Genomic DNA, 19298 nt, shown 5'->3' with positions numbered 1-19298 from the left:
GCCGCTCCGAGACGACCCGGGGTGGCGACACGGGCAGGCCCCTGCCCGGCCACCGGTGCGGCCGGCCCCAGACCTGGCGTCACGAAGCGGCCCCCGCCCCATGTCACGCAGTGCCCCCCGCCCGACGTCACGGAGTGACCTTCGGCTTGATGTCGGCGAAGCGGCGTTCACCGATACCGTTGACGTCCTGGAGCTGGTCGACGGAGGTGAAGCCGCCGTGCTGCTCCCGGAATTCGAGGATGTGCTGGGCGAGGACCGGGCCCACGCCGGGCAGCGTCTCCAACTGCTCGGCCGTCGCGGAGCTGAGGCTGACCGTGCCTCTCGATGCGCCGCTGCCCGCACCGCCTCCGCCGGGCACCGCACCCGCGCTCGCTCCCTCCCCCTCCACCCCACCGCCTGCCGGCGCGCCGCCGGCGACGATCTGCTCACCGTCGACAAGGCGCCTGGCCCGGTTCAAGCCGCTGACGTCAGTGCCGGGGCGCACCCCGCCGGCCGACTCAAGGGCGTCGGCGACGCGCGAGCCGTTCGGCAGGCGGTAGATGCCGGGCTTGCGGACCTTCCCCGCGACATCGATCACCAGCCGCTTGCCTGCCACTTCGTGCGCCCCGCTCTTCGCTGTCCGTCCGCCGGCGCCGACGTCCGGCGGAACCGAGGCGGCGGGAGCGCCCCGGGCGCCGGGTGCCCGTACGGCCTCGGGACGGCCCGTCCAGAAGTGGTGCACGGCGAACCCGATGGCGACCAGGAGCACCAACGCCAGCGCCAGCAGCGTCTTGAGCTCGACCCCGCAGCGCAACTGCACCCACAACGGCAGCCGTTCGCGAACAGCGAGGGAGAGCCGCCCTGCTTCGCGCGGAGCGACGGAGCCCGAAGGACCCCGCGCTTCCCCGCGCCCGGGAACGGGGGTCCGCTCCCCGACCCCTACGTCTCGCTCGGGCTCACCCGATCCGGCTGCCGCACGCACGACCGTCCGAGCCGTCGTCGGCGCTGCCGCCGCGCGCCGGGCTCGGGACTGCCGGACGGCGTTCCGCGCGGTGGCCACAGCGGCGGCTCGTGACAGCACCTCCGGCTCGGCGCCGCGCGAGACCGGCGCGGGCGTCGGTGGGGATGAGCCAGCTCGTGAGGACGGCGTTGAGGGAGGACGCCGCCGCACGGACTGCTGCCCGGATCGCGCCCGCGCGCGGACGGGCGGGGCGGGGCCCGACCTGCCGCCCCGCAGCCCGACGTCCCCCATCAGGGCCGCGGCGCGCTCCCCCACCGCCGCCTGCCGCCCCGTATGAGGACCGGGATGTTCGAAGCCGCCGGACCGCCGGATCAGGCGCCGTCTGACGAGAACACCGCGCCCGGGAGGAGCCGGGGACGCATGGGACCGATGCCCGCGCTGCGGGGCCATGGGACGGGCGGAGGGACCAGGACGACGACCGGGGCGGGATCTAGTGCTCATGCCCACCGACGGTAGGCAAGGCCGCGCAACCTATTCGATCTTGGTCAATTCTCGTGGACGACCCGGGAGTTGTGGATAACTTCCCCACTCATCTCAGCGATACGACGGCACCCAGCAACCCCGGTCCCGTATGCGCGCCGATCACCGCACCGACCTCGCTCACGTGCAGTTCGCCCAGTCCCGGGACCCGCTCACGCAGGTGTTGCGCGAGCTGGTCGGCGCGCTCCTGCGCCGCGAGGTGGTGCACGGCGATGTCGACCCGCGCCGTACCGGACCGCTCCACGACGATCTCCTCAAGGCGCGCGATCGCCTTGGAGGCCGTCCTGACCTTCTCCAGCATCTCGATGCGGCCGTCCGCCAGCTCCAGCAGCGGCTTGACGGCGAGAGCCGAACCGAGCAGCTTCTGAGCCGCACCGATCCGGCCGCCCCTGCGCAGGTAGTCGAGGGTGTCGACGTAGAAGTAGGCGGAGATGCCCTCTGCCCGCTTCTCAGCGGCTGCCACGATCTCGTCGAGGGAAGCACCGCCCGCGGCCGTCTCCGCGGCCTCCAGGGCGCAGAATCCGAGAGCCATGACGACGAGGCCGGAGTCGACGACCCTTACGGGTACGGGGGCGTCACGCGCGGCGAGCAGCGCCGCATCGTACGTACCCGAGATCTCACCGGACAGATGCAGCGAGACGATGCCCTCCGCCCCGGCCTCGGCCGCCGCCCGGTACGCCTCAGCGAAGACGGCGGGGCTCGGCCGGGACGTGGTCACCGAACGGCGCTCGCGAAGCGCCTCCGCCAGCGAGCGCGCCGAGATCTCGGTGCCCTCTTCGAACGCGCGGTCACCGAGCACCACCGTCAGCGGCACGACGTCGATGCTGTGCCGTTCCAGCGCCGCCTGCGGAAGGTAGGCCGTGGAGTCGGTGACGATCGCGACATGGCGTGACGCATGACGTGACGTGGCGCGGGACATGAAGGGAGGCTACCGCCGTCTCAGGGAGCGCTCTGCGGACGGCCCTTGTCGAGGCGGAGCTTCTCGGGCTGGTGGCGCTGCTCGGCCTCCCAGTGGCGCAGGGCACCCGATTCGATCTCGATCTGCTCGCGCAGCGCGCCCAGCCCGTCGTTGTCGTGCTCCCACGCGCGGTCCTGGGCCGCGAAGCGCAGCGAGTCGGCCGACTCCTTGATGCGGGCGACCCGTTCGCGTGCTTCGGGGAGACGGGCCGCCATACGTGCCTTGTCGGGCTCCCGCTCCATCAGCAGCTGCAGTTCGCCGTCGAGCTGCCGCGCGTGCTCGTGCAAGCGGTCCAGGAGGCCGATCGCTTCCTGAAGGGAAGGGTCCCTCGCCACGCCCGCCTCGAGCGCCCGGCGCGTGCCGTCGATGGAGGAGCGCAGCTCAAGTCGCTTGCGTGCCAGCTCGCCGGCGGGGCCGGGGTGGGTGCTCTTGGCGCGCAGCGTGGTCTCCTCGACCGTCCGGCGGACCTGGGTGCCGGTCCGCTCGACGCCGCGCTTCACGGCCCGGGTGACGCGCACTGCCGCGATGACACCGAACGTCACGAAGAGCACGAAGAACAGTGCCAGTACGCCGATGACGAGATCCACGAGTGCGCTCCTTCGTCCGTCCCCTGCGGGCCGTTCTCACTCCAGCTTAAACGGACGGGGACGTACGGGCGTTCCTCGATGACCCGGACCGTCCCCGCAGCGGACCCGTAGGGGCCCGGGGGCTCAAAACAGCTCCCGGGCCCCTCGGCAGCCGTCAGGCAGGAACGATGTTGACCAGCTTCGGCGCCCGTACGATCACTTTCCGGATGTCCGCACCGTTCAGAGCGCCGACGATCGCCGGCTCGGCCAGCGCCTGCGCCTCCAGGTCGGCCTCCGAGATCGACGGCGACACCTCCAGGCGGGCCTTGACCTTGCCCTTCACCTGCACCACGCAGGTCACCGTCTCGTCCACGACGTACGCGGGGTCGGCAACCGGGAAGTCCCGGTGCACGACGCTCTCCTCGTGACCCAGCTTCCGCCACAGTTCCTCGGCGATGTGCGGGGCCAGCGGGGCGATCAGCAGCAGCATCCGCTCGACGACCGAGCGGGGAACCTCACGCAGCTTGGTGACGTGGTTGTTCAGCTCGGTGATCTTCGCGATGGCGGTGTTGAAGCGCAGATCCGCCATGTCCTGGCTGACGCCGTCGACGGCCTTGTGCAGGGCGCGCAGCGTGTCCTCGTCGGGCTCCGCGTCGACGACGGTGACCTCGCCGGTCGCCTCGTCCACGACGTTGCGCCACAGCCGCTGCAGCAGGCGGTACTGGCCGACCACCGCACGGGTGTCCCACGGACGTGACACGTCCAGCGGGCCCATCGCCATCTCGTACAGCCGCAGCGTGTCCGCGCCGTACTCGGCACAGATCTCGTCGGGCGTGACGGCGTTCTTCAGGGACTTGCCCATCTTCCCCAGCAGCCGGCTGACCTGCTCGCCCTGGTAGAAGTACGCCCCGTCCACCTCTTCGACCTCGGCGGCCGGCACGGCGATGCCACGGCTGTCCCTGTAGACGTACGCCTGGATCATGCCCTGGTTGTACAGCTTGTGGAACGGCTCGACGGACGAGACGTGCCCCAGGTCGTGCAGCACCTTCGACCAGAAACGGGCGTACAGAAGGTGCAGAACGGCGTGTTCGGCGCCGCCCACGTACAGGTCCACACCGCCGTGCGGGATGCCCTCACGGGGGCCCATCCAGTAGCGCTCGACCTCCGGGTCGACCAGGACCTCGCTGTTGCGCGGGTCCAGGTAGCGCAGCTCGTACCAGCACGAACCCGCCCAGTTGGGCATGGTGTTGGTCTCCCGGCGGAAGCGCCGGGGGCCCTTGCCGTCGCCCAGGTCCAGGGTGACGTTCACCCACTCCTCGTTGCGCGACAGGGGTGTCTCCGGCACGGTGTCCGAGTCGTCCGACTCGAAGGTGCGCGGCGTGTAGTCGTCCACCTCGGGCAGTTGCAGCGGCAGCATCGACTCGGGCAGCGAGTGCGCGACGCCTTCCTCGTCGTAGACGATCGGGAAGGGCTCGCCCCAGTAGCGCTGGCGGCTGAACAGCCAGTCGCGCAGCCGGTAGTTGACGGTGCCGGTGCCGATGCCCTGCTCCTGCAGCCACTCGGTGATGCGCGCCTTGGCGGCGACCACGCCCAGGCCGTCCAGGGAGACGCCGTCGCCGGAGGAGTTGACGATGTTCGCGTCGTACGAGACGAACGCGTCGTCCCACTGGGTGGTGTCCATGCCCCGCTCGTCCGAGGGGTGCACGACGCATCGCATCGGCAGCTCGAAGGCCCGGGCGAAGGCGAAGTCGCGGTGGTCGTGGGCCGGGACGGCCATGATCGCGCCGGTGCCGTACCCCATCAGCACGTAGTCGGCGATGAACACCGGTACTTGCTCGCCGCTGGCGGGGTTGGTGGCGAACGCACCGGTGAAGACACCGGTCTTGTCCTTGGCCTCCGCCTGCCGCTCGACGTCCGACTTGGCCGCTGCCTGCGCGCGGTATCCGGCGACGGCCGTTTCGGGGTCGGCATGGCCACCGGTCCACGCCTCGGGTGTTCCCTCGGGCCACGCGACAGGCACGACGCTGTCGACCAGCGGGTGTTCGGGCGCCAGCACCATGTAGGTCGCGCCGAAGACGGTGTCCTGACGGGTCGTGAACACCTCGATCTTCCCGTCGCCCAGGGGGAAGTCGATGCGCGCGCCCTCGCTGCGCCCGATCCAGTTGCGCTGCTGCAGCTTGATCGCTTCGGGCCAGTCCAGACCGTCCAGGTCGTTCAGCAGCCGGTCCGCGTAGGCGGTGATGCGCATGTTCCACTGGCGCAGTTCCGCCTTGAAGACGGGGTAGTTGCCGCGCTCGGAACGGCCTTCCGCCGTGACCTCCTCGTTCGCCAGCACGGTGCCCAGTCCGGGGCACCAGTTGACGGGAGCATCCGAGGCGTACGCCAGCCGGTACTCGCCCAGCACCTCGGCACGCTGAACGTCGTTCAGCTCGTTCCAGGGCGCGAAGCCGTCCGGTGTCTCACGCCCACCCGAGGCGAACTGCCCGATCAGGTCCTCGATGGGACGTGCCTTCGCAGCCTCCGTGTCGTACCAGGAGTTGAAGATCTGCAGGAAGATCCACTGGGTCCACCTGTAGTACTCCGGGTCGATCGTCGCGAAGGAGCGGCGCTGGTCGTGCCCCAGGCCCAGGCGGCGCAGCTGCGCCTTCATCTGGACCATGTTGGCCTCTGTCGACGCACGGGGGTGTGTGCCTGTCTGCACCGCGTACTGCTCGGCGGGCAGGCCGAACGCGTCGAAGCCCAGGGTGTGCAGGACGTTGTGCCCGGTCATCCGCTGGAAGCGGGCGAAGACGTCAGTGGCGATGTATCCCAGCGGGTGGCCGACGTGCAGCCCGGCGCCCGAAGGGTACGGAAACATGTCCATGATGAACTTCTTGGGCTTGGCGACCACGGCGGGATCGCCGCTCATGTCGCCGTCCCCGGGGTTGGGCGCCTCGTACGTGCCCTGTTTCTCCCAGAAGTCCTGCCAGCGTGCCTCGATGTCGGCGGCCATCGCCGCCGTGTAGCGATGCGGAGCCACGGTCTCCGCGGCTGTGGGCGTCTCGGTCATCGTCTTGAAGCTCCATCGGTCGTCTCTGCCGAGCACAAATGAAAAATCCCCTCGCACAGGAGGGGACGCCGCGCCGATTCCGGTCCTCCCGAACATGTCGATGTCGGTCGAGAACCGGGACTGATCAGCGCGGCCGGCTAAGCAGAAGGCGTACGGCACGCATGCGGTCAGGGTACCGCAAAGGCCGAGAGCACCCACACGCGCCCTGTACGGCGCCCGCGAGCTGCGCGGAGGGGTGCGAAGCCGCGAATCAGACGACGATTCACGACCCGGTATGCGTCTCCCGGGGCCCACAGCAGCCCCATCAGAGGCGGGTAGCGAAGCTCGCTGGACTACGAGAACGAGACGGCCCGCGCACGAACGGCAAACCTCAAGGGGGTGCGGGTGGCGAAGCCCACGCCCGGCCAGGCGAAGCCTCGCAGAAACGACGAGAGCGACCCGCTCCGCGCTCTCCGCGGACACAGATCGCCCTCAATCTCGTGGAGCTAAGGAGAATCGAACTCCTGACCTCTTGCATGCCATGCAAGCGCTCTACCAACTGAGCTATAGCCCCATGAATGGTCCGCCGGAGGTATCGATGGCCCCGCGGCGGCGTCGCCAACCTTACACGGCACCTGCCACGTTCCGCCAAATCGGTTTCCCGTACAGCCGGCAACGCGCGCTGCACCGGCCTGTCCGGCGGGTACTGTCGTCGGCCGGTGCAGTCGATCACGACTCTGGAGCCTCACGCTGTGAGCACCCTGCAGCAGACCGCGGAGACCCGGTCTCAAGCCTTCGTCAGGACGTATCTCCTGGGACGCCGGGCTGCGATCGCCGCGGGCGTCTGCCTGGTCTCGTTCGCCGCCTTCTGGACCGCGCAGCGCATGACGGGCGTCTCCATGATCGACCTCATGGTCTACCGGGCCGAGGGGTGGACCGTACGTACGGGCGGTGATCTGTATGCGATGCGGGCCACCTACGCCGATCTGCAGACCACCTATCCGCCTTTCGGGGCACTGCTGTTCCTGCCGTTGACGCTGTTGGACGTGCCGGACATGCGCACGCTGGCGACAGCAGGGAACTTGGTCCTTCTGGTCACCGTGGTCCATCTGTCCTTGCAGTTGATCGGACGTCCGGCGCGCGCCTCACGTCCGGCCGCCTCCCTGTTGATCGCGTCAGTCGCCGTGTGGTGCGAACCGGTGTGGACGACGCTGCGCTACGGGCAGATCAACCTGCTGCTGACCGCGCTCGTGCTGTGGGACCTCTCGCGACGCAGCGGGCACCGATGGGCCGGCGTGGGCATCGGGATCGCCGCCGGCATCAAGCTCACACCCGCGCTGTTCGCGGTCTTCCTCGCCGCATGCGGTGTGGTGCAGTGCATGCGCGGCGTCCGTAAGGGCGGCGGTGTCGGCAGCTGGTGGAACCCGGGACTGCGCCAAGCCACCGTCGCCACAGGGGCGTTCCTCGGGACGGTGCTGCTCGGAGCGATCGTGCTGCCGCACGACTCGCGCCGGTTCTGGCTGGACGCCGTGTTCCGGTCGGAGCGCGTCGGCCATACGGACATCACCGACAACCAGGCGCTGAGCGGGGTCGTGGCGCGGCTTCTGCACACAGGCCAACCCGGCCTGCCCTGGCTGGTATCGACCGCTGTGGTCGCGCTGTTGGGGCTGGCCGTGGCCGTGGCCGCAGCTTCGGCGGGGCCCCGGCGACTGCCGTACGCGTCTGCCTGGGCAGCCGTCACCTGTGCGTTCACGGCTCTGCTCGTGAGTCCCGTCTCGTGGTCGCACCACTGGGTGTGGTGCGTGCCGGCGGTCATGCTGCTGGCCGCGGAGACACTGCGGCGCGACCGCGCCCCGGCCTGGCTGGTGTTGACGGGGACGGCAGCGCTGGTCTTCTGCTCGTACGGTCTGTGGCTGGTGCCGTACGGCGAGAAAGGGACGGTGCGGCCCGAACTGAGCCAGTCCGCAGGTGAGATGGTCCTGTCCGGGCTCTATGCGGCCTTCGCGCTGGGGTTCCTGGCGGTGGCGTCCACGGTCGCCGTACGGGCGCTGCGCAAGCCAGCACCGTACGAACCGGACAGTCTCACGGGCGGATCGACCAGGCGGACAGCCAAGTCGGCCTGCCGGCCCGAGCCGTGTGAATCCAGGCGTCAGGCAGTGGCGAAGGAGTAGAAGCGCTTCAGGGTGCAGTGCTCATCGAGCAGGCGCCCGTAGATGGGCTCTCCGTCCAACTCCCGGTAGGTTTCGATCGGATCGCCCTTTATGATCAGCGCCCTCGCGCAGTCCTCACACCAGTACTGGAAGGCGGCGTTGACGGGCTCCATGTCGCGCACGATGGGAGTACCGCTGCCACACCAGTCACACTTCCGGCTGTGCGCACCCATCAGTCATCAGCTCCAGCTGTGGCCGCAGGCCGTGCACACGTAGGACACTCCTCCATTGTCGCCGAGCATCTGGGCAACGTTCGATGAACCACACGCCGGACAGAGCAAGGTTTTTGAGAACCGTGCAGGAGGACCGCCGGATGGATATGTGCGCAGGTGAGCTGCCCGCCGACCGTCCTCAATGAGGACACCTGCCGACATCGCACACGTCCCTCCCCTCGGACCTCCCCCCTTCCAGCCGTCACGATTCTGCCACGTTCTACCACGGCCCAGGAGTACCGGGCGTCGATCCCGGACGTGGGGCCGACGAGCGCGATGCCACGCAAAGAGTCACCAACCCCACCAAGAGGGCGTGCGGGTGCCGAAGCCCCACCCAGAGGAAGCGGAACCGAGCGCCGGCCCTCCGAGGACCCCGCTTCGCGCATCCCGCCAACACGCCCCACCAGAAGGGGCTGCGGGTGGCGAAGCCCCGCAGAAACGAGGGGGGCGAGCCGGCCCGCACCTGTCGGACTCACGCCAACCACCAAAAGGGGGGTGCGGGTGGCGAAGCCTGACAAAAACGACGAGAGCGAGCCGGTTCGCGCATCCCATCAACACACCCCGGCGCCCCACCAGAAGGGGGTGCGGGTGGCGAAGCCCCCGCCCCGCGAGGCGAAGCCTCGCAAAAACGACGAGAGCGAGCCGGTTCGCGCATTCCGCGAACACACCTCGCCCTCGATCTCGTGGAGCTAAGGAGAATCGAACTCCTGACCTCTTGCATGCCATGCAAGCGCTCTACCAACTGAGCTATAGCCCCGCGCTGTTCGGACGCCGTGACGTCGTGAACGTGAGGATCCTAACCGGTGAGCTGGCTGGATGGGAAATCACCGCGGCGCCTCGTCAACAGCGCCGCGGCACACGGTCGTCCACGCCCGCGGACCCCGTCTCAGTCGTCGTCGCCGAGCACGGGCTGCGGCAGCGTGCCGGCGTTGTGCTCCATCAGACGCCAGCCCCGGACGCCCTCACCGAGGACCGACCAGCAGCAGTTGGAGAGCCCGCCGAGCGCTTCCCAGGTGCGGGGTTCCAGGCCCAGCAGCCGTCCGATCGTGGTCCGGATGGTGCCGCCGTGGCTGACCACGACGAGCGTCCCGCCGGGCGGCAGCTTCTCCACGCTGCGCTCGACGACCGGGGCCGCACGCTCGGCGACCTCGGTCTCCAGCTCGCCGCCGCCGCGGCGCACGGGCTCGCCCCGCTTCCACGCGGCGTACTGGTCGCCGAAACGTTCGACGATCTCCTCGTGGGTCAGCCCCTGCCAGTCCCCGGCGTACGTCTCGCGGAGCGCCTCGTCGTGCGTCACCTCGAGACCGGTGAGGGCTGCCAGCTCAGCCGCCGTGGCCGCCGTCCGTTTCAGGTCGGAGGAGAGGATCGCGTCCGGGCGCAGCGCCGCCAGCAGACGGGCCGCGCGGCGGGCCTGATCGAGGCCCGCCGGGGTCAGTTCGATGTCGGTGGAGCCCTGGAAGCGCCGCTCCAGGTTCCAGGCGGTCTGGCCGTGACGCCAGAGCACGATCCTGCGGTCCCGGCGAGCGGGCGCGGGATCCGGCACCTGCTGCGTCATCGGGCGCCTTCGTTTCCGCCCCGCTCCGCGGCGTGCTCGTACTCGCCGTCGTCATCGTGCTCCTCGGCGTGCGCCCGGGCCTTTCCGTGGGTCGCCTTGGCGTCTTCGGGCAGGTCGAGCTGGGGGCAGTCCTTCCAGAGCCGCTCCAGCGCGTAGAAGACCCGCTCCTCGCTGTGCTGCACGTGCACGACGATGTCGACGAAGTCCAGCAGCACCCAGCGCCCGTCGCGCTCGCCCTCGCGGCGCACCGGCTTGGCGCCCAGCTCCTTCAGGAGCCGCTCCTCGATCTCGTCGACGATGGCCTTGACCTGCCTGTCGTTGGGTGCCGAGGCAAGGAGGAAGGCATCGGTGATGGCGAGCACGTCGCTCACGTCGTAGGCGATGATGTCGTGCGCGAGCTTGTCCGCGGCGGCCTGGGCGGCGGCGGAGATCAGCTCGGTGGAACGGTCCGTAGCGGTCACAGCAGAAGCTTTCGGATGTGGGAAGCGGCGGTCAGGCGTACGTACAGCCGACACCAGGATCTCACGCCGGACGGGAGGCTCTCACCCCGTGTAGTCCTTGCCCAGCACCACCGTCACGTCTGCGTTGGCCGCTTCCTTGCCCTTACGCACCGCGCTGTCCGGCAGGCCGAGGGTCTTGGCGATCTCCGCGGCCTTGGCCTTCTGCTTGCCGTCGGCGTACGTGACGGCGGAGCGCGCCTGAGCCCTTGCCGCGCCGCCGTCGACGACGGTGTATCCGCTGTTGACCAGCGCGGCGTTCGCAGTGCCGTTGTTCTGGCGGTCACCGCTCGCGTTGACCAGCTTCACCCGCGGGACCGCGTTCGGATCGGTGTTCTTGACCGTCCCGCCGAGCACCTGCTTGACCAGCCCGTCGCTCGTACGGGAGCTGAGCGTGCCGTTCGCCTGAACCGGCAGCAGTTGCGTCTTGTACGAGCCGTTCTTGGCCTGGCCCGCCAGCTTCGCCAGGGAGGCGCCCAGTTCGGGCTCCGGCAGGGAGGGGTCGGGGATCTGGCCGAGCGTCTCCACCGTCCGGGTCGCAGCCTTGGAGTCGCTGGAGAGCTTCCGCAGCGTCTGCTGCATGACGTCCCCGAAGCGCTGGAGCTGCCGCGTCTGCTGCTCGCCCCTGCCCTGGTAGGTCGCGTAGGCGACGGCGGCCTGGCCGTTGAGGGTCCGGTCCCGCCCGCGCTCGACGAGGGGGTCGTCTCCCTTCTTCTCTCCGGGCACGGTGGCGTTCGCGTCCAGCTTGATGCCGCCGACCAGCTCGACCAGGTTCTCCAGGTACGGGGTGTCCAGGCGCCAGCTGCCCTTGATGTCGGCGCCCAGCAGCGTGCCGAGCGACTCGCGGGTGGCGGCGGCGCCCTCGTCCTCCACGGCCTTGCTGAGGGTGGTCGTCGTGCCGTTCTCGCCGGAGACGGCCAGGGAGTTCGGGAGCAGGACGGTGTTGCCACGCTTGGCGTCGGCGTTGTCCACGAGCAGCGCGGTGGAACTGCCGCCGCCGTCGAGTGAACGCAGATGCACGACGATGACGTCGCGCTGCTGCCCCGCGGTCGTGGCGGGGCCGCCGGTCTCGTCGCCGAGTCCGGGCAGCTTGCCCGCGTACCACAGGTACCCGACGCCGCCCACGGCGGCGAGGACGAGTGTGACGACGAGCGCGACCACGCGGTTGCGGCCGCGGCGCTTGGCCTCTTCACGGCGCTCGGTGCGGCTCTCGCTGAACTTCAGCCAGTCGATGACGTCCTCGGAGTCGTCCGCCTGCTCCTCGACGAAGGCGAACTGCTCCGTGTGGTACTCGCCGTCCTTGCCGCGGACCTGGCCGCCGGCGCTCGCACCGCCGGCCGATCCGGTCGAGGGCCCGGCGGGCCCCTGCCCGTACTGGTCGCGAACGTACTGCTCCTGCCCGTACTGCTCCTGCTGGGGCGTCCCGGACTGCTGCGGGACCCAATCCTGCTGCGGAGCCTGGGGTTGCGGCTGCTGCTGCGACTGCTGCTGGTAGGCCTGCGGCTGCTGATAGCCCTGCTGCTGGGCCTCGGCCGGTGTCTGATGGGGCTGCCGGCCGTACGGGTCGTACTGGTAGCCCTGCTGCTCGGGCCCGCCGGACTGCTGGCCGGCCTGGGCGTCCGGCTGCGCCGCGTAGGGGTCCTGGTTGTCGTAGCCGTAGACGGGCTGTCCGTACTCGTCGTACCCCAGGAAGCGGGGCTGCTCGGTGGGCTGCTGGCCGTACGGGTCGTACCCGTAGCGCTCGCTCACGTCTGCGGCACCTCCTCCCCGTACAGCCCCCGCTTGTTGATGTAGCGGACGACGCCGTCCGGAACCAGGTACCAGACAGGATCGCCCCGCCGCACCCGCGCGCGACAGTCCGTGGAGGAGATCGACAGAGCGGGCACCTCCACGAGGGACACCCCGCCGTCGGGCAGCCCGGGGTCCGTCAGGGCGTGACCGGGCCGGGTGACACCGATGAAGTGGGCGAGCGAGAAGAGTTCGTCGGCGTCCCGCCAGCCCAAAATCTGGGCGAGCGCGTCGGCGCCGGTGATGAAGAAGAGATCGGTGTCCGGGTTGGCCTCACGGAGATCACGAAGGGTGTCCGTCGTGTACGTGCGGCCGCCGCGGTCGATGTCGATCCGGCTGACGGAGAACTGCGGGTTGGAGGCAGTGGCGATGACCGTCATCAGATAGCGGTCCTCGGGAGGCGAGACCTCCTGGTGGCTCTTCTGCCACGGCTGCCCGGTCGGCACGAAGACCACCTCGTCGAGGTGGAACCGCGTGGCCACCTCGCTCGCGGCGACCAGGTGCCCGTGATGGATCGGGTCGAAGGTCCCGCCCATCACCCCGAGCCGCCGCTTGCCGGTGCCGGGCACTATGTGCTCTCCCATGCGTGCCGACCCTATCCCCTGGATCCTCAGTCCGCTGCTCCGTCCATGCGACGCGGAAGGCCCCGGAACCGCGCCCCGGCATCACGCCTGGGACGGGCTGCGGGCCGGTGACTCAGCGGTCCCTGTTGAACCGCGTCGTGATCCACAGCAGCAGGAGCAGGGCGAGCAGGGCGCCGCCGCCGGTGAGGTACGGCATGACGGGGTTGTGCTCGGCCTCGTGCCCGCCGCCCTCAGAGGCCAGAGCGATGAAGGCGTGGTGGGCTGTGCTGGCAAGAGTCATCGTCGGCGGACCTATCCACGTGTGGGCCGGACAGTTCAGTGTGCAGGCACATCGTAAGCAGGGCCCGTCGGGCGCCTTACGCCGACTCATCCTTCACGCAACCTTCCCGGGGCCGGGGAACGTCTCCAACACGTCCGGGAATTGCAACGGACGCGTTCGCCCCGGGCTTTCCGGAACCGAGCGCCTAGGCTGAATCCATCCACCGACACCCGGTGATGAAGCGACAGGGGGAGTCCGATGAGCGACAACATCAGCGGCACCGAGCGGCTGCCCGGCCGCGACCGGCGCCGCTTCCCCGGGATCTCCTCCCGGGCGTACGAGCATCCCGCCGACCGCTCCGCGCTCGTGGCGCTGCGCAAACTCAGCGGTTTCGACGCCGTCTTCAAGGCGCTGAGCGGGCTCGTCACGGAGCGCAGCCTGCGTCTGCTCTTCCTCGCCAACTCCGTGCGCGTCAACGACGAGCAGTTCGCCCATCTCAACGCCATGCTGCGGGACGCCTGTTACATACTGGACCTGGAGAAGGTCCCCCCGATGTACGTCAATCAGGACCCGCAGCCCAACGCGATGTGCATCGGTCTGGACTCGCCCGTCATCGTCGTCACGACGGGCCTCGTCGAGCTGCTGGACGAGGAGGAGATGCGGGCGGTCGTCGGGCACGAGGTGGGCCACGCGCTGTCGGGGCACTCCGTCTACCGGACCATCCTGCTCTTCCTGACCAACCTCGCCCTCAAGGTCGCCTGGATCCCGCTGGGGAACGTGGCGATCATGGCGATAGTGACCGCGCTGCGGGAGTGGTTCCGCAAGTCCGAGCTCTCGGCGGACCGTGCCGGGCTGCTCGTCGGCCAGGACCTGCGTGCGTCGATGCGCGGGCTGATGAAGCTGGCGGGCGGCAACCACCTGCACGAGATGAACGTGGACTCCTTCCTCGCACAGGCCGAGGAGTACGAGTCGGGAGGCGACCTGCGCGACTCCGTACTCAAGATCATGAACGTGCTGCCGCGCAGCCACCCGTTCACCACCGTGCGTGCCGCCGAGTTGAAGAAGTGGGCGGAGAGCCGCGAGTTCCAGCGCATCATGGACGGCCACTACGACCGCCGCGAGGACGACAAGGAGACCTCGGTCGCCGACTCGTTCCGGCAGTCGGCGAACCACTACACCGAGTCCGTCAAGAACAGCAAGGACCCGCTGATGGGCCTGGTGCGCGACATCGCCGGCGGCGCCGGTGATCTCGGGGGCAGGCTGCGCGACACCTTCACCGGCCGTGGCGGCACGGGCGGCGACGGCGGTTCCGACACCCCGAACGGCAATGGCGGAGGAACCGGCGGGACCGGCCCGGCCTGACCCGCCCGGGCCCCCGGCTTGCCCGGGGGCCGAGGACCGGCCCCGAGCCGGTCCGAGCCGGCCGGAACTATTCGGAGGGGTCGGCCGGGCTCGGCTGGGCGCTGGTCGAGAGCACGCCGCACAACGAGGCCGCCGCCCGGCCCCTCGCGTAGGGGTCGGTGCCGGCCGGTCCGTCGTCCTTGGCCTTCTCGCCCGCCAGCAGCGGCGCCAGCACCCCCGACACATCGGCTGAACAGGGCAGGGGGCCCGCCCGCATCGACACCTGCCGCACGCTCAGCTGCTGCCGGCGCAGGTCCTCCCGGTCGATCTGGAAGCGCACCTCGCGCCGCACGGTGAACAGCGAGGAGTGCGACTCGGCGTTCTTGCCCTCTCCCGCGTCGGGCGCCCGTACCGCGTAGACGAAGACGTGGTCCGCCACGACCTCCAGCGCGTCGGCACCGGACTCCTGGACCGTCATCGTGCCGCTCACCCGCACCCTGCTGTCTGCCAGCGCGGTCCTCGACGGATCGAAGCGGATCATCCAGCCGGTCGCGGAGTGCCGTCCGTCGTTGCGCGGCTTGTCCATGCTCTGGTCGAACTGGGCCTGCTGTGCGGGGTCGAGCATTATCCGTACGGTCCTGGTGGAGTTGCCGGTGAGCACCGCCGGATCCAGCGAACTCTCCACGACGTAGTCCTTGGCGGCCGTCAGCGCGGACAGCACCTGGCTCTCGGAGAAGTGCACGGTACGGCGCACGGCCGGGAGGGTCACGCCGTCGGCCCCGGTGCGGAACTCCGCGGCCGGACTGTGCTCGAACAGATCGGTGGGCGTCGCGCCCGGCACCGCCTCACGAGGGGCCAGGGGCAGGAGCGAGCTGCGCAACGGTTCGACGGGCGGCCCTGAGGGCGTCTGGTACGGGTTGCGGATGCCCATGTAGATCGCGGTGCCGAAGGCGAGCACGATCAGCAGCACCAGCACGATCCCCTGCCGCGACGCGGTGATGGTGCTCCGCTCGTAGGCAGGGCCGTCGACGTCCGCTTCCTCGTCGGTGACCGCCTGCGCGCCGGGGCCCGAGGAGGCACGGCTGCGTACGGCGGCGTGCTCCTCGTCCTCCATGCGCTCCTGCGCGGAGTACTCCTGGAGTTGCGCAGCCTTGATGAATGATTCGTCGAAGACGACGGAGCGGTAGTCGTCGCGGTACTCGTCGTCGCCCCCGGAGGCGTCGTCGGGTGTTCCCTCTGGGGGATTGCCTCGCCCGGCCATAAGAACAGAGTAGGTCCGCCTGGCCCCTGGTAAACGCTTCGGTGCGGCCACAACTCGGCGGATTCCTCGGGCTCGTAAGGGCCACGTCACTTTCTCGTGACGGCTCCGTGACCACGGAGCCCGTCGTATCGCCCTCAGTCCGCGCGCGGTTGCGCGGAGACACTCGGCGTTGTGGGCTCGCCCCGTGCCCCGTCGCGCTTGCTCACGGAGGTGTCGACGTCACTCGTGGCGGGCCGCGGGGCCGGGTCCTGGCGCTGCTGTGACGTGCCGCGGTAGACGGCGCTCAGTGCGAGGGCGACCATCCCGATGCCCATCATCACGGCGAGCACCCAGGCGACGGGCCGCTGCCAGCGGACGTGACCGCGGTACTTGCGCGACGCAGCGCTGTGCTTTCGGTGCCTTCCGTACCGGCGTCCGAAGTCGGAGCCGTGTTCCTCGCCGAGCTCGAGACGGGGGTCGTAACGCCGATATATACCGAACTGGCTGTAATTCTCGTACTGGTTGTACTGCCGGAACGGGCTGTCGTACTGACCGGTGTCGCCGTACGCGTTGTACGTGCCGTACGAGTCGTAGGGGCCGTACTCGTCGCCGTCGGCCAGCTCCACGTACTCCGAGTAGTCGGAGCGGTCGAACCGGCCCTCGTTGTCGGGGTCGTCGAGATCGTCCTCGTCGACGTCGTCCAGGTCCTCGGCGTCGAGGTCGAACTCGCTGTCGGCGCCCGGCCCGTAGCCGTAGCCGTCCTCGAAGCCGCGGGCAGTCTCACTCTCGGCGTGCGACTGCGCGGCGGCCAATATGCGTTCGGCAGCGGTGGGTTCATGGACGACGGCAGCCCGCACGAAGTCCTCGTCGAATACCACGGAGGCGAACTCGTCGTCCGCGGCCCCATGGTGGCGGTACTCGGGCTCCTCGCCGTTCGGGAACGGCTGGCCCCCCAGGTCGTCCGGCACGCTGCTCAGCGTAGACCTATGCGGTCAATATGGGCAGGGAGTACTCGGATTCCATCAAAACGACGGACCCGCCGGCGGAGGACCGCCGGCGGCGGGGGTTCAGCCGCGGATGTGCCCGTCCCCCGTGACCACGTATTTCGTCGAGGTGAGCTCCGGCAGCCCCATCGGTCCCCGGGCGTGCAACTTCTGCGTCGAGATTCCGATCTCCGCGCCGAAGCCGAACTGGCTTCCGTCGGTGAAGCGCGTGGAGGCGTTGACCATGACGGCCGTGGAGTCGACGAGCGAGGTGAAGCGGCGGGCCGCGACGGTGTCGCTGGTGACGATCGCCTCGGTGTGCCCCGAGGTCCACTCGCGGATGTGCCGTACCGCCGCGTCCAGGGACGGCACCACGGCGGCGGCGATGTCGTACGAGAGGTACTCGGTGCCCCAGTCCTCGTCGGTGGCCTCCACCACCTCCGGGCTCGCCTTCTGCCACGCCGCGTCGCCGTGCACGGTCACGCCCGCCTTCGCCAGCGCCTCGAGGGCGCGCGGCAGGAACGCGTCGGCGATCCCGGCGTGCACGAGGACGGTCTCAGCCGCGTTGCAGACGCTGGGGCGCTGCGCCTTGGAGTTGACCAGGATGTCGACGGCCATGTCGAGATCGGCCTTCTCGTCCACGTACACGTGGCAGTTGCCGACGCCCGTCTCGATGACGGGAACGGTGGACTCCTCGACCACGGACTTGATGAGGGAGGCACCGCCGCGCGGGATCAGCACGTCGACCAGGCCCCGCGCGCGCATCAACTCCTTGACGCTGTCGCGGCTTTCGCCGGGCACCAGCTGTACGGCGTCGGCGGGGAGCCCCGCCGAGGCGACGGCGTCACGCAGCACCTCCACGAGCGCTCCGTTGGAGGCGTAGGCGGAGGAAGACCCGCGCAGCAGCACCGCGTTGCCGGACTTCAGGCACAACGCGGCAGCGTCGACGGTGACGTTGGGCCGCGCCTCGTAGATGATGCCGACGACGCCCAGAGGGACGCGGACCTGGCGCATTTCGAGACCGCCGGGCAGCGTCGAACCCCGCACGACCTCACCGACGGGATCGGGAAGCGCCACGACGTCCCGTACGTCGGAGGCGATGGCCGCGATCCGCTCCGGCGTGAGCGTGAGGCGGTCGATGATCGATTCCGCGGTACCGGCGGTGCGCGCCTTTTCGACGTCGAGCGCGTTGGCGGCGACGATCTCGTCCGTACGGGCAGTGAGCGCGTCCGCGACGGCGAGAAGCGCCGCGTCCCGCGCGGTGCGTGGCAGCGGGGCGAGCTCGGCGGCGGCCTCCTTCGCACGGCGGGCGGTCTCGGTGACGGGCGAATTCCGGGGTGTCGCGCTCATGTCTCCGAGCTTAGCCACGCGCGTGACCGAGCTGCGGTGTCGTCCCGCCGTGCGAGACGGCGAGCCGGTGACCGTCAGCGAGGAAGCGTCCACGTTGCGCTGCACGGCCACGGCTGCCGGCCTGGTTCAGCCGTCCGTCACGCCCGTACGCACTCGATGTCGAGCAGCACGTCGAGATGGCGGCCGGTCATGCCGCGGCCCGCGGTCACCCCGAGCGAACCGGCCCCGGACGGGCGCGAGTCCGAAGACGTGCCGGGTCTTGAAGGGGACGGCCGACTCGGCCGTGTCGATGCGGTAGCGGCCCAGCCGCAGTGCGGCCCCTGCGTGATCCCGTTCGGTTTCCATACGTCAAGTACACGCCGGGGGGAGGCAGTTCGGCAGGGTGAGCGTTCGGCAGGGCCCCTAGAAGGGGTGGACGCCGATGGAGGTGGCGGAGGGCGGGCCGTAGCCCTCGGCCACGCGCTGCTGGTACGTCTCGCGGCCGATGACCTCGAGGCCGACGATCTCCCACGGTGGCAGCTGGGCCGACGCCCGGTGCTCGCCCCACAGGCGCAGCGCGACCGCGGCGGCGTCGTGCAGGTCACGCGCCTCTTCCCAGTAGCGGATCTCGGCGTGATCGTTCGCGTAACGGCTGTTCAGGAGAAAGGGGTGGTCGTACGCGAGCTGCTCGAGCGCGCGACGCACCTCCTTGAGCGGGGACTCGGCCCCCGCGACACTCAGCGTGATGTGCCAGAGCCGGGAATGCTCGCGCCGTTCCGCGTCGGCATCCGCCCGTGGTTCGGCCCGCTGTTCGGTGTCGACGCTGGCCAGTCGTCTCACGGGCGGCCTCCTGTCCGGTCGGGTGCTGCTGTTTCAGGACGTCGCTCCCCGCCGCACGACCCCCTAGGACAAAGTTGACCAGCCCGGAGCCGACCGCGTGGTCGTTTTCCGGAAGGTGTACATGGAAAGGCTGGTCTTTTGCCGCGACCGGTGACACTTCCGACAACCGAGCGCACAGGAAGGACCGGTGGCCTGCACGGAGCTTTCACGCGTGCACGTGCACGACGCGTGCACGTGCACGGAAGGACTCCGGCGCGCTCTCGGACGGCCTCCGGCCCCGCACGCGGGTCTCAGCCCTCCAGCAGCACCAGATCGTCCCGGTGCACGATCTCCCGCTCGTACGCAGGTCCGAGCTCGCGCGCCAGCTCCGGCGTCGAGCGGCCCAGGAGCTGCGGGATCTCCTTCGCGTCGAAGTTGACGAGGCCCCG

General features: G+C 69.9%; 17 protein-coding genes, 2 tRNA genes and 1 pseudogene. 2 read left to right on the top strand and 18 right to left on the bottom strand.

The features are described 5' to 3' along the window. Nucleotides 1-127 precede the first annotated feature (127 nt). The 5 genes from H5J26_RS15955 to H5J26_RS15935 form a co-directional block, all read right to left on the bottom strand. Complete coding sequence (locus tag H5J26_RS15955; protein WP_309237938.1) at nt 128-1039, bottom strand: ComEA family DNA-binding protein; 912 nt, start codon at nt 1037-1039, stop codon at nt 128-130. Nucleotides 1040-1529: 490 nt separating this feature from the next. Next, nucleotides 1530-2399 carry a DegV family protein gene (locus tag H5J26_RS15950; protein WP_181766522.1) on the bottom strand — a complete coding sequence of 290 codons (870 nt, stop codon included), beginning with the start codon at nt 2397-2399 and terminating at the stop codon, nt 1530-1532. A 20-nt stretch (nt 2400-2419) separates the two neighbouring features. Further along, nucleotides 2420-3025, bottom strand: coding sequence for a hypothetical protein (locus tag H5J26_RS15945; protein ID WP_181766521.1), 606 nt, complete (start codon nt 3023-3025; stop codon nt 2420-2422). A gap of 154 nt (nt 3026-3179) precedes the next feature. Further along, complete coding sequence (gene leuS, locus H5J26_RS15940; protein ID WP_181766520.1) at nt 3180-6053, bottom strand: leucine--tRNA ligase; 2874 nt, start codon at nt 6051-6053, stop codon at nt 3180-3182. Nucleotides 6054-6533: 480 nt separating this feature from the next. Next, nucleotides 6534-6606 (bottom strand) — tRNA-Ala (locus H5J26_RS15935). 187 nt (nt 6607-6793) lie between these two features. Here H5J26_RS15935 and H5J26_RS15930 point away from each other — a divergent pair. Beyond that, nucleotides 6794-8203: a glycosyltransferase 87 family protein gene (locus H5J26_RS15930; protein WP_419183807.1), complete on the top strand. Its 1410-nt coding sequence runs from the start codon at nt 6794-6796 to the stop codon at nt 8201-8203. Here H5J26_RS15930 and H5J26_RS15925 read toward each other — a convergent pair. The 8 genes from H5J26_RS15925 to H5J26_RS15895 all read right to left on the bottom strand — a co-directional run bounded on the left by H5J26_RS15925 (nt 8182) and on the right by H5J26_RS15895 (nt 13158). Next, a complete protein-coding gene (locus tag H5J26_RS15925; RefSeq protein WP_028432648.1) occupies nt 8182-8415 on the bottom strand; it encodes a hypothetical protein in 234 nt (77 codons plus the stop codon). The two genes, H5J26_RS15930 and H5J26_RS15925, sit on opposite strands and share 22 nt — an antisense overlap. A gap of 6 nt (nt 8416-8421) precedes the next feature. Next, entirely contained in the window at nt 8422-8616 is a 195-nt protein-coding gene (locus H5J26_RS32435; RefSeq protein WP_419183806.1) for a hypothetical protein, read from the bottom strand. Between the two features lie 522 nt (nt 8617-9138). Next, nucleotides 9139-9211 (bottom strand) — tRNA-Ala (locus H5J26_RS15920). Between the two features lie 129 nt (nt 9212-9340). Then, a complete protein-coding gene (locus H5J26_RS15915) occupies nt 9341-10009 on the bottom strand; it encodes a histidine phosphatase family protein (RefSeq protein ID WP_181766518.1) in 669 nt (222 codons plus the stop codon). Then, a complete protein-coding gene (gene rsfS / locus H5J26_RS15910) occupies nt 10006-10470 on the bottom strand; it encodes a ribosome silencing factor (RefSeq protein WP_181766517.1) in 465 nt (154 codons plus the stop codon). The genes H5J26_RS15915 and rsfS overlap by 4 nt, the downstream gene beginning before the upstream one ends. 81 nt (nt 10471-10551) lie before the next feature. Then, nucleotides 10552-12255: an LCP family protein gene (locus H5J26_RS15905; RefSeq protein ID WP_181766516.1), complete on the bottom strand. Its 1704-nt coding sequence runs from the start codon at nt 12253-12255 to the stop codon at nt 10552-10554. Beyond that, complete coding sequence (nadD, locus tag H5J26_RS15900; RefSeq protein ID WP_181766515.1) at nt 12252-12878, bottom strand: nicotinate-nucleotide adenylyltransferase; 627 nt, start codon at nt 12876-12878, stop codon at nt 12252-12254. Before nadD ends, H5J26_RS15905 begins: the two co-directional genes overlap by 4 nt. A gap of 112 nt (nt 12879-12990) precedes the next feature. Continuing rightward, nucleotides 12991-13158, bottom strand: a complete 168-nt coding sequence (locus H5J26_RS15895) for a hypothetical protein (protein WP_181766514.1) — start codon at nt 13156-13158, stop codon at nt 12991-12993. Nucleotides 13159-13395: 237 nt separating this feature from the next. Between H5J26_RS15895 and H5J26_RS15890 the strand changes: the two genes are divergently transcribed. Continuing rightward, a complete protein-coding gene (locus H5J26_RS15890) occupies nt 13396-14499 on the top strand; it encodes a M48 family metallopeptidase (protein ID WP_181766513.1) in 1104 nt (367 codons plus the stop codon). 67 nt (nt 14500-14566) lie between these two features. Here H5J26_RS15890 and H5J26_RS15885 read toward each other — a convergent pair whose 3' ends face one another. From H5J26_RS15885 to H5J26_RS31530, 5 genes and pseudogenes are all read right to left on the bottom strand, one after another. Beyond that, nucleotides 14567-15739, bottom strand: a complete 1173-nt coding sequence (locus tag H5J26_RS15885; RefSeq protein ID WP_181766512.1) for a hypothetical protein — start codon at nt 15737-15739, stop codon at nt 14567-14569. A 134-nt stretch (nt 15740-15873) separates the two neighbouring features. Beyond that, nucleotides 15874-16686, bottom strand: a complete 813-nt coding sequence (locus H5J26_RS15880) for a hypothetical protein (RefSeq protein WP_309237936.1) — start codon at nt 16684-16686, stop codon at nt 15874-15876. Nucleotides 16687-16785: 99 nt separating this feature from the next. Then, complete coding sequence (locus H5J26_RS15875; RefSeq protein ID WP_181766511.1) at nt 16786-18051, bottom strand: glutamate-5-semialdehyde dehydrogenase; 1266 nt, start codon at nt 18049-18051, stop codon at nt 16786-16788. Between the two features lie 402 nt (nt 18052-18453). Next, nucleotides 18454-18870 carry a hypothetical protein gene (locus H5J26_RS15870; RefSeq protein ID WP_181766510.1) on the bottom strand — a complete coding sequence of 139 codons (417 nt, stop codon included), beginning with the start codon at nt 18868-18870 and terminating at the stop codon, nt 18454-18456. Nucleotides 18871-19160: 290 nt separating this feature from the next. Continuing rightward, nucleotides 19161-19298, bottom strand: a pseudogene (locus H5J26_RS31530) (glutamate 5-kinase); the annotation flags it as partial.

Source organism: Streptomyces albidus (ex Kaewkla and Franco 2022) (genome assembly GCF_013870515.1).
In the GTDB taxonomy this organism is placed as follows: Bacteria; Actinomycetota; Actinomycetes; order Streptomycetales; family Streptomycetaceae; genus Streptomyces; species Streptomyces albidus.
This window is presented reverse-complemented; position numbering and strand designations above follow the sequence as displayed.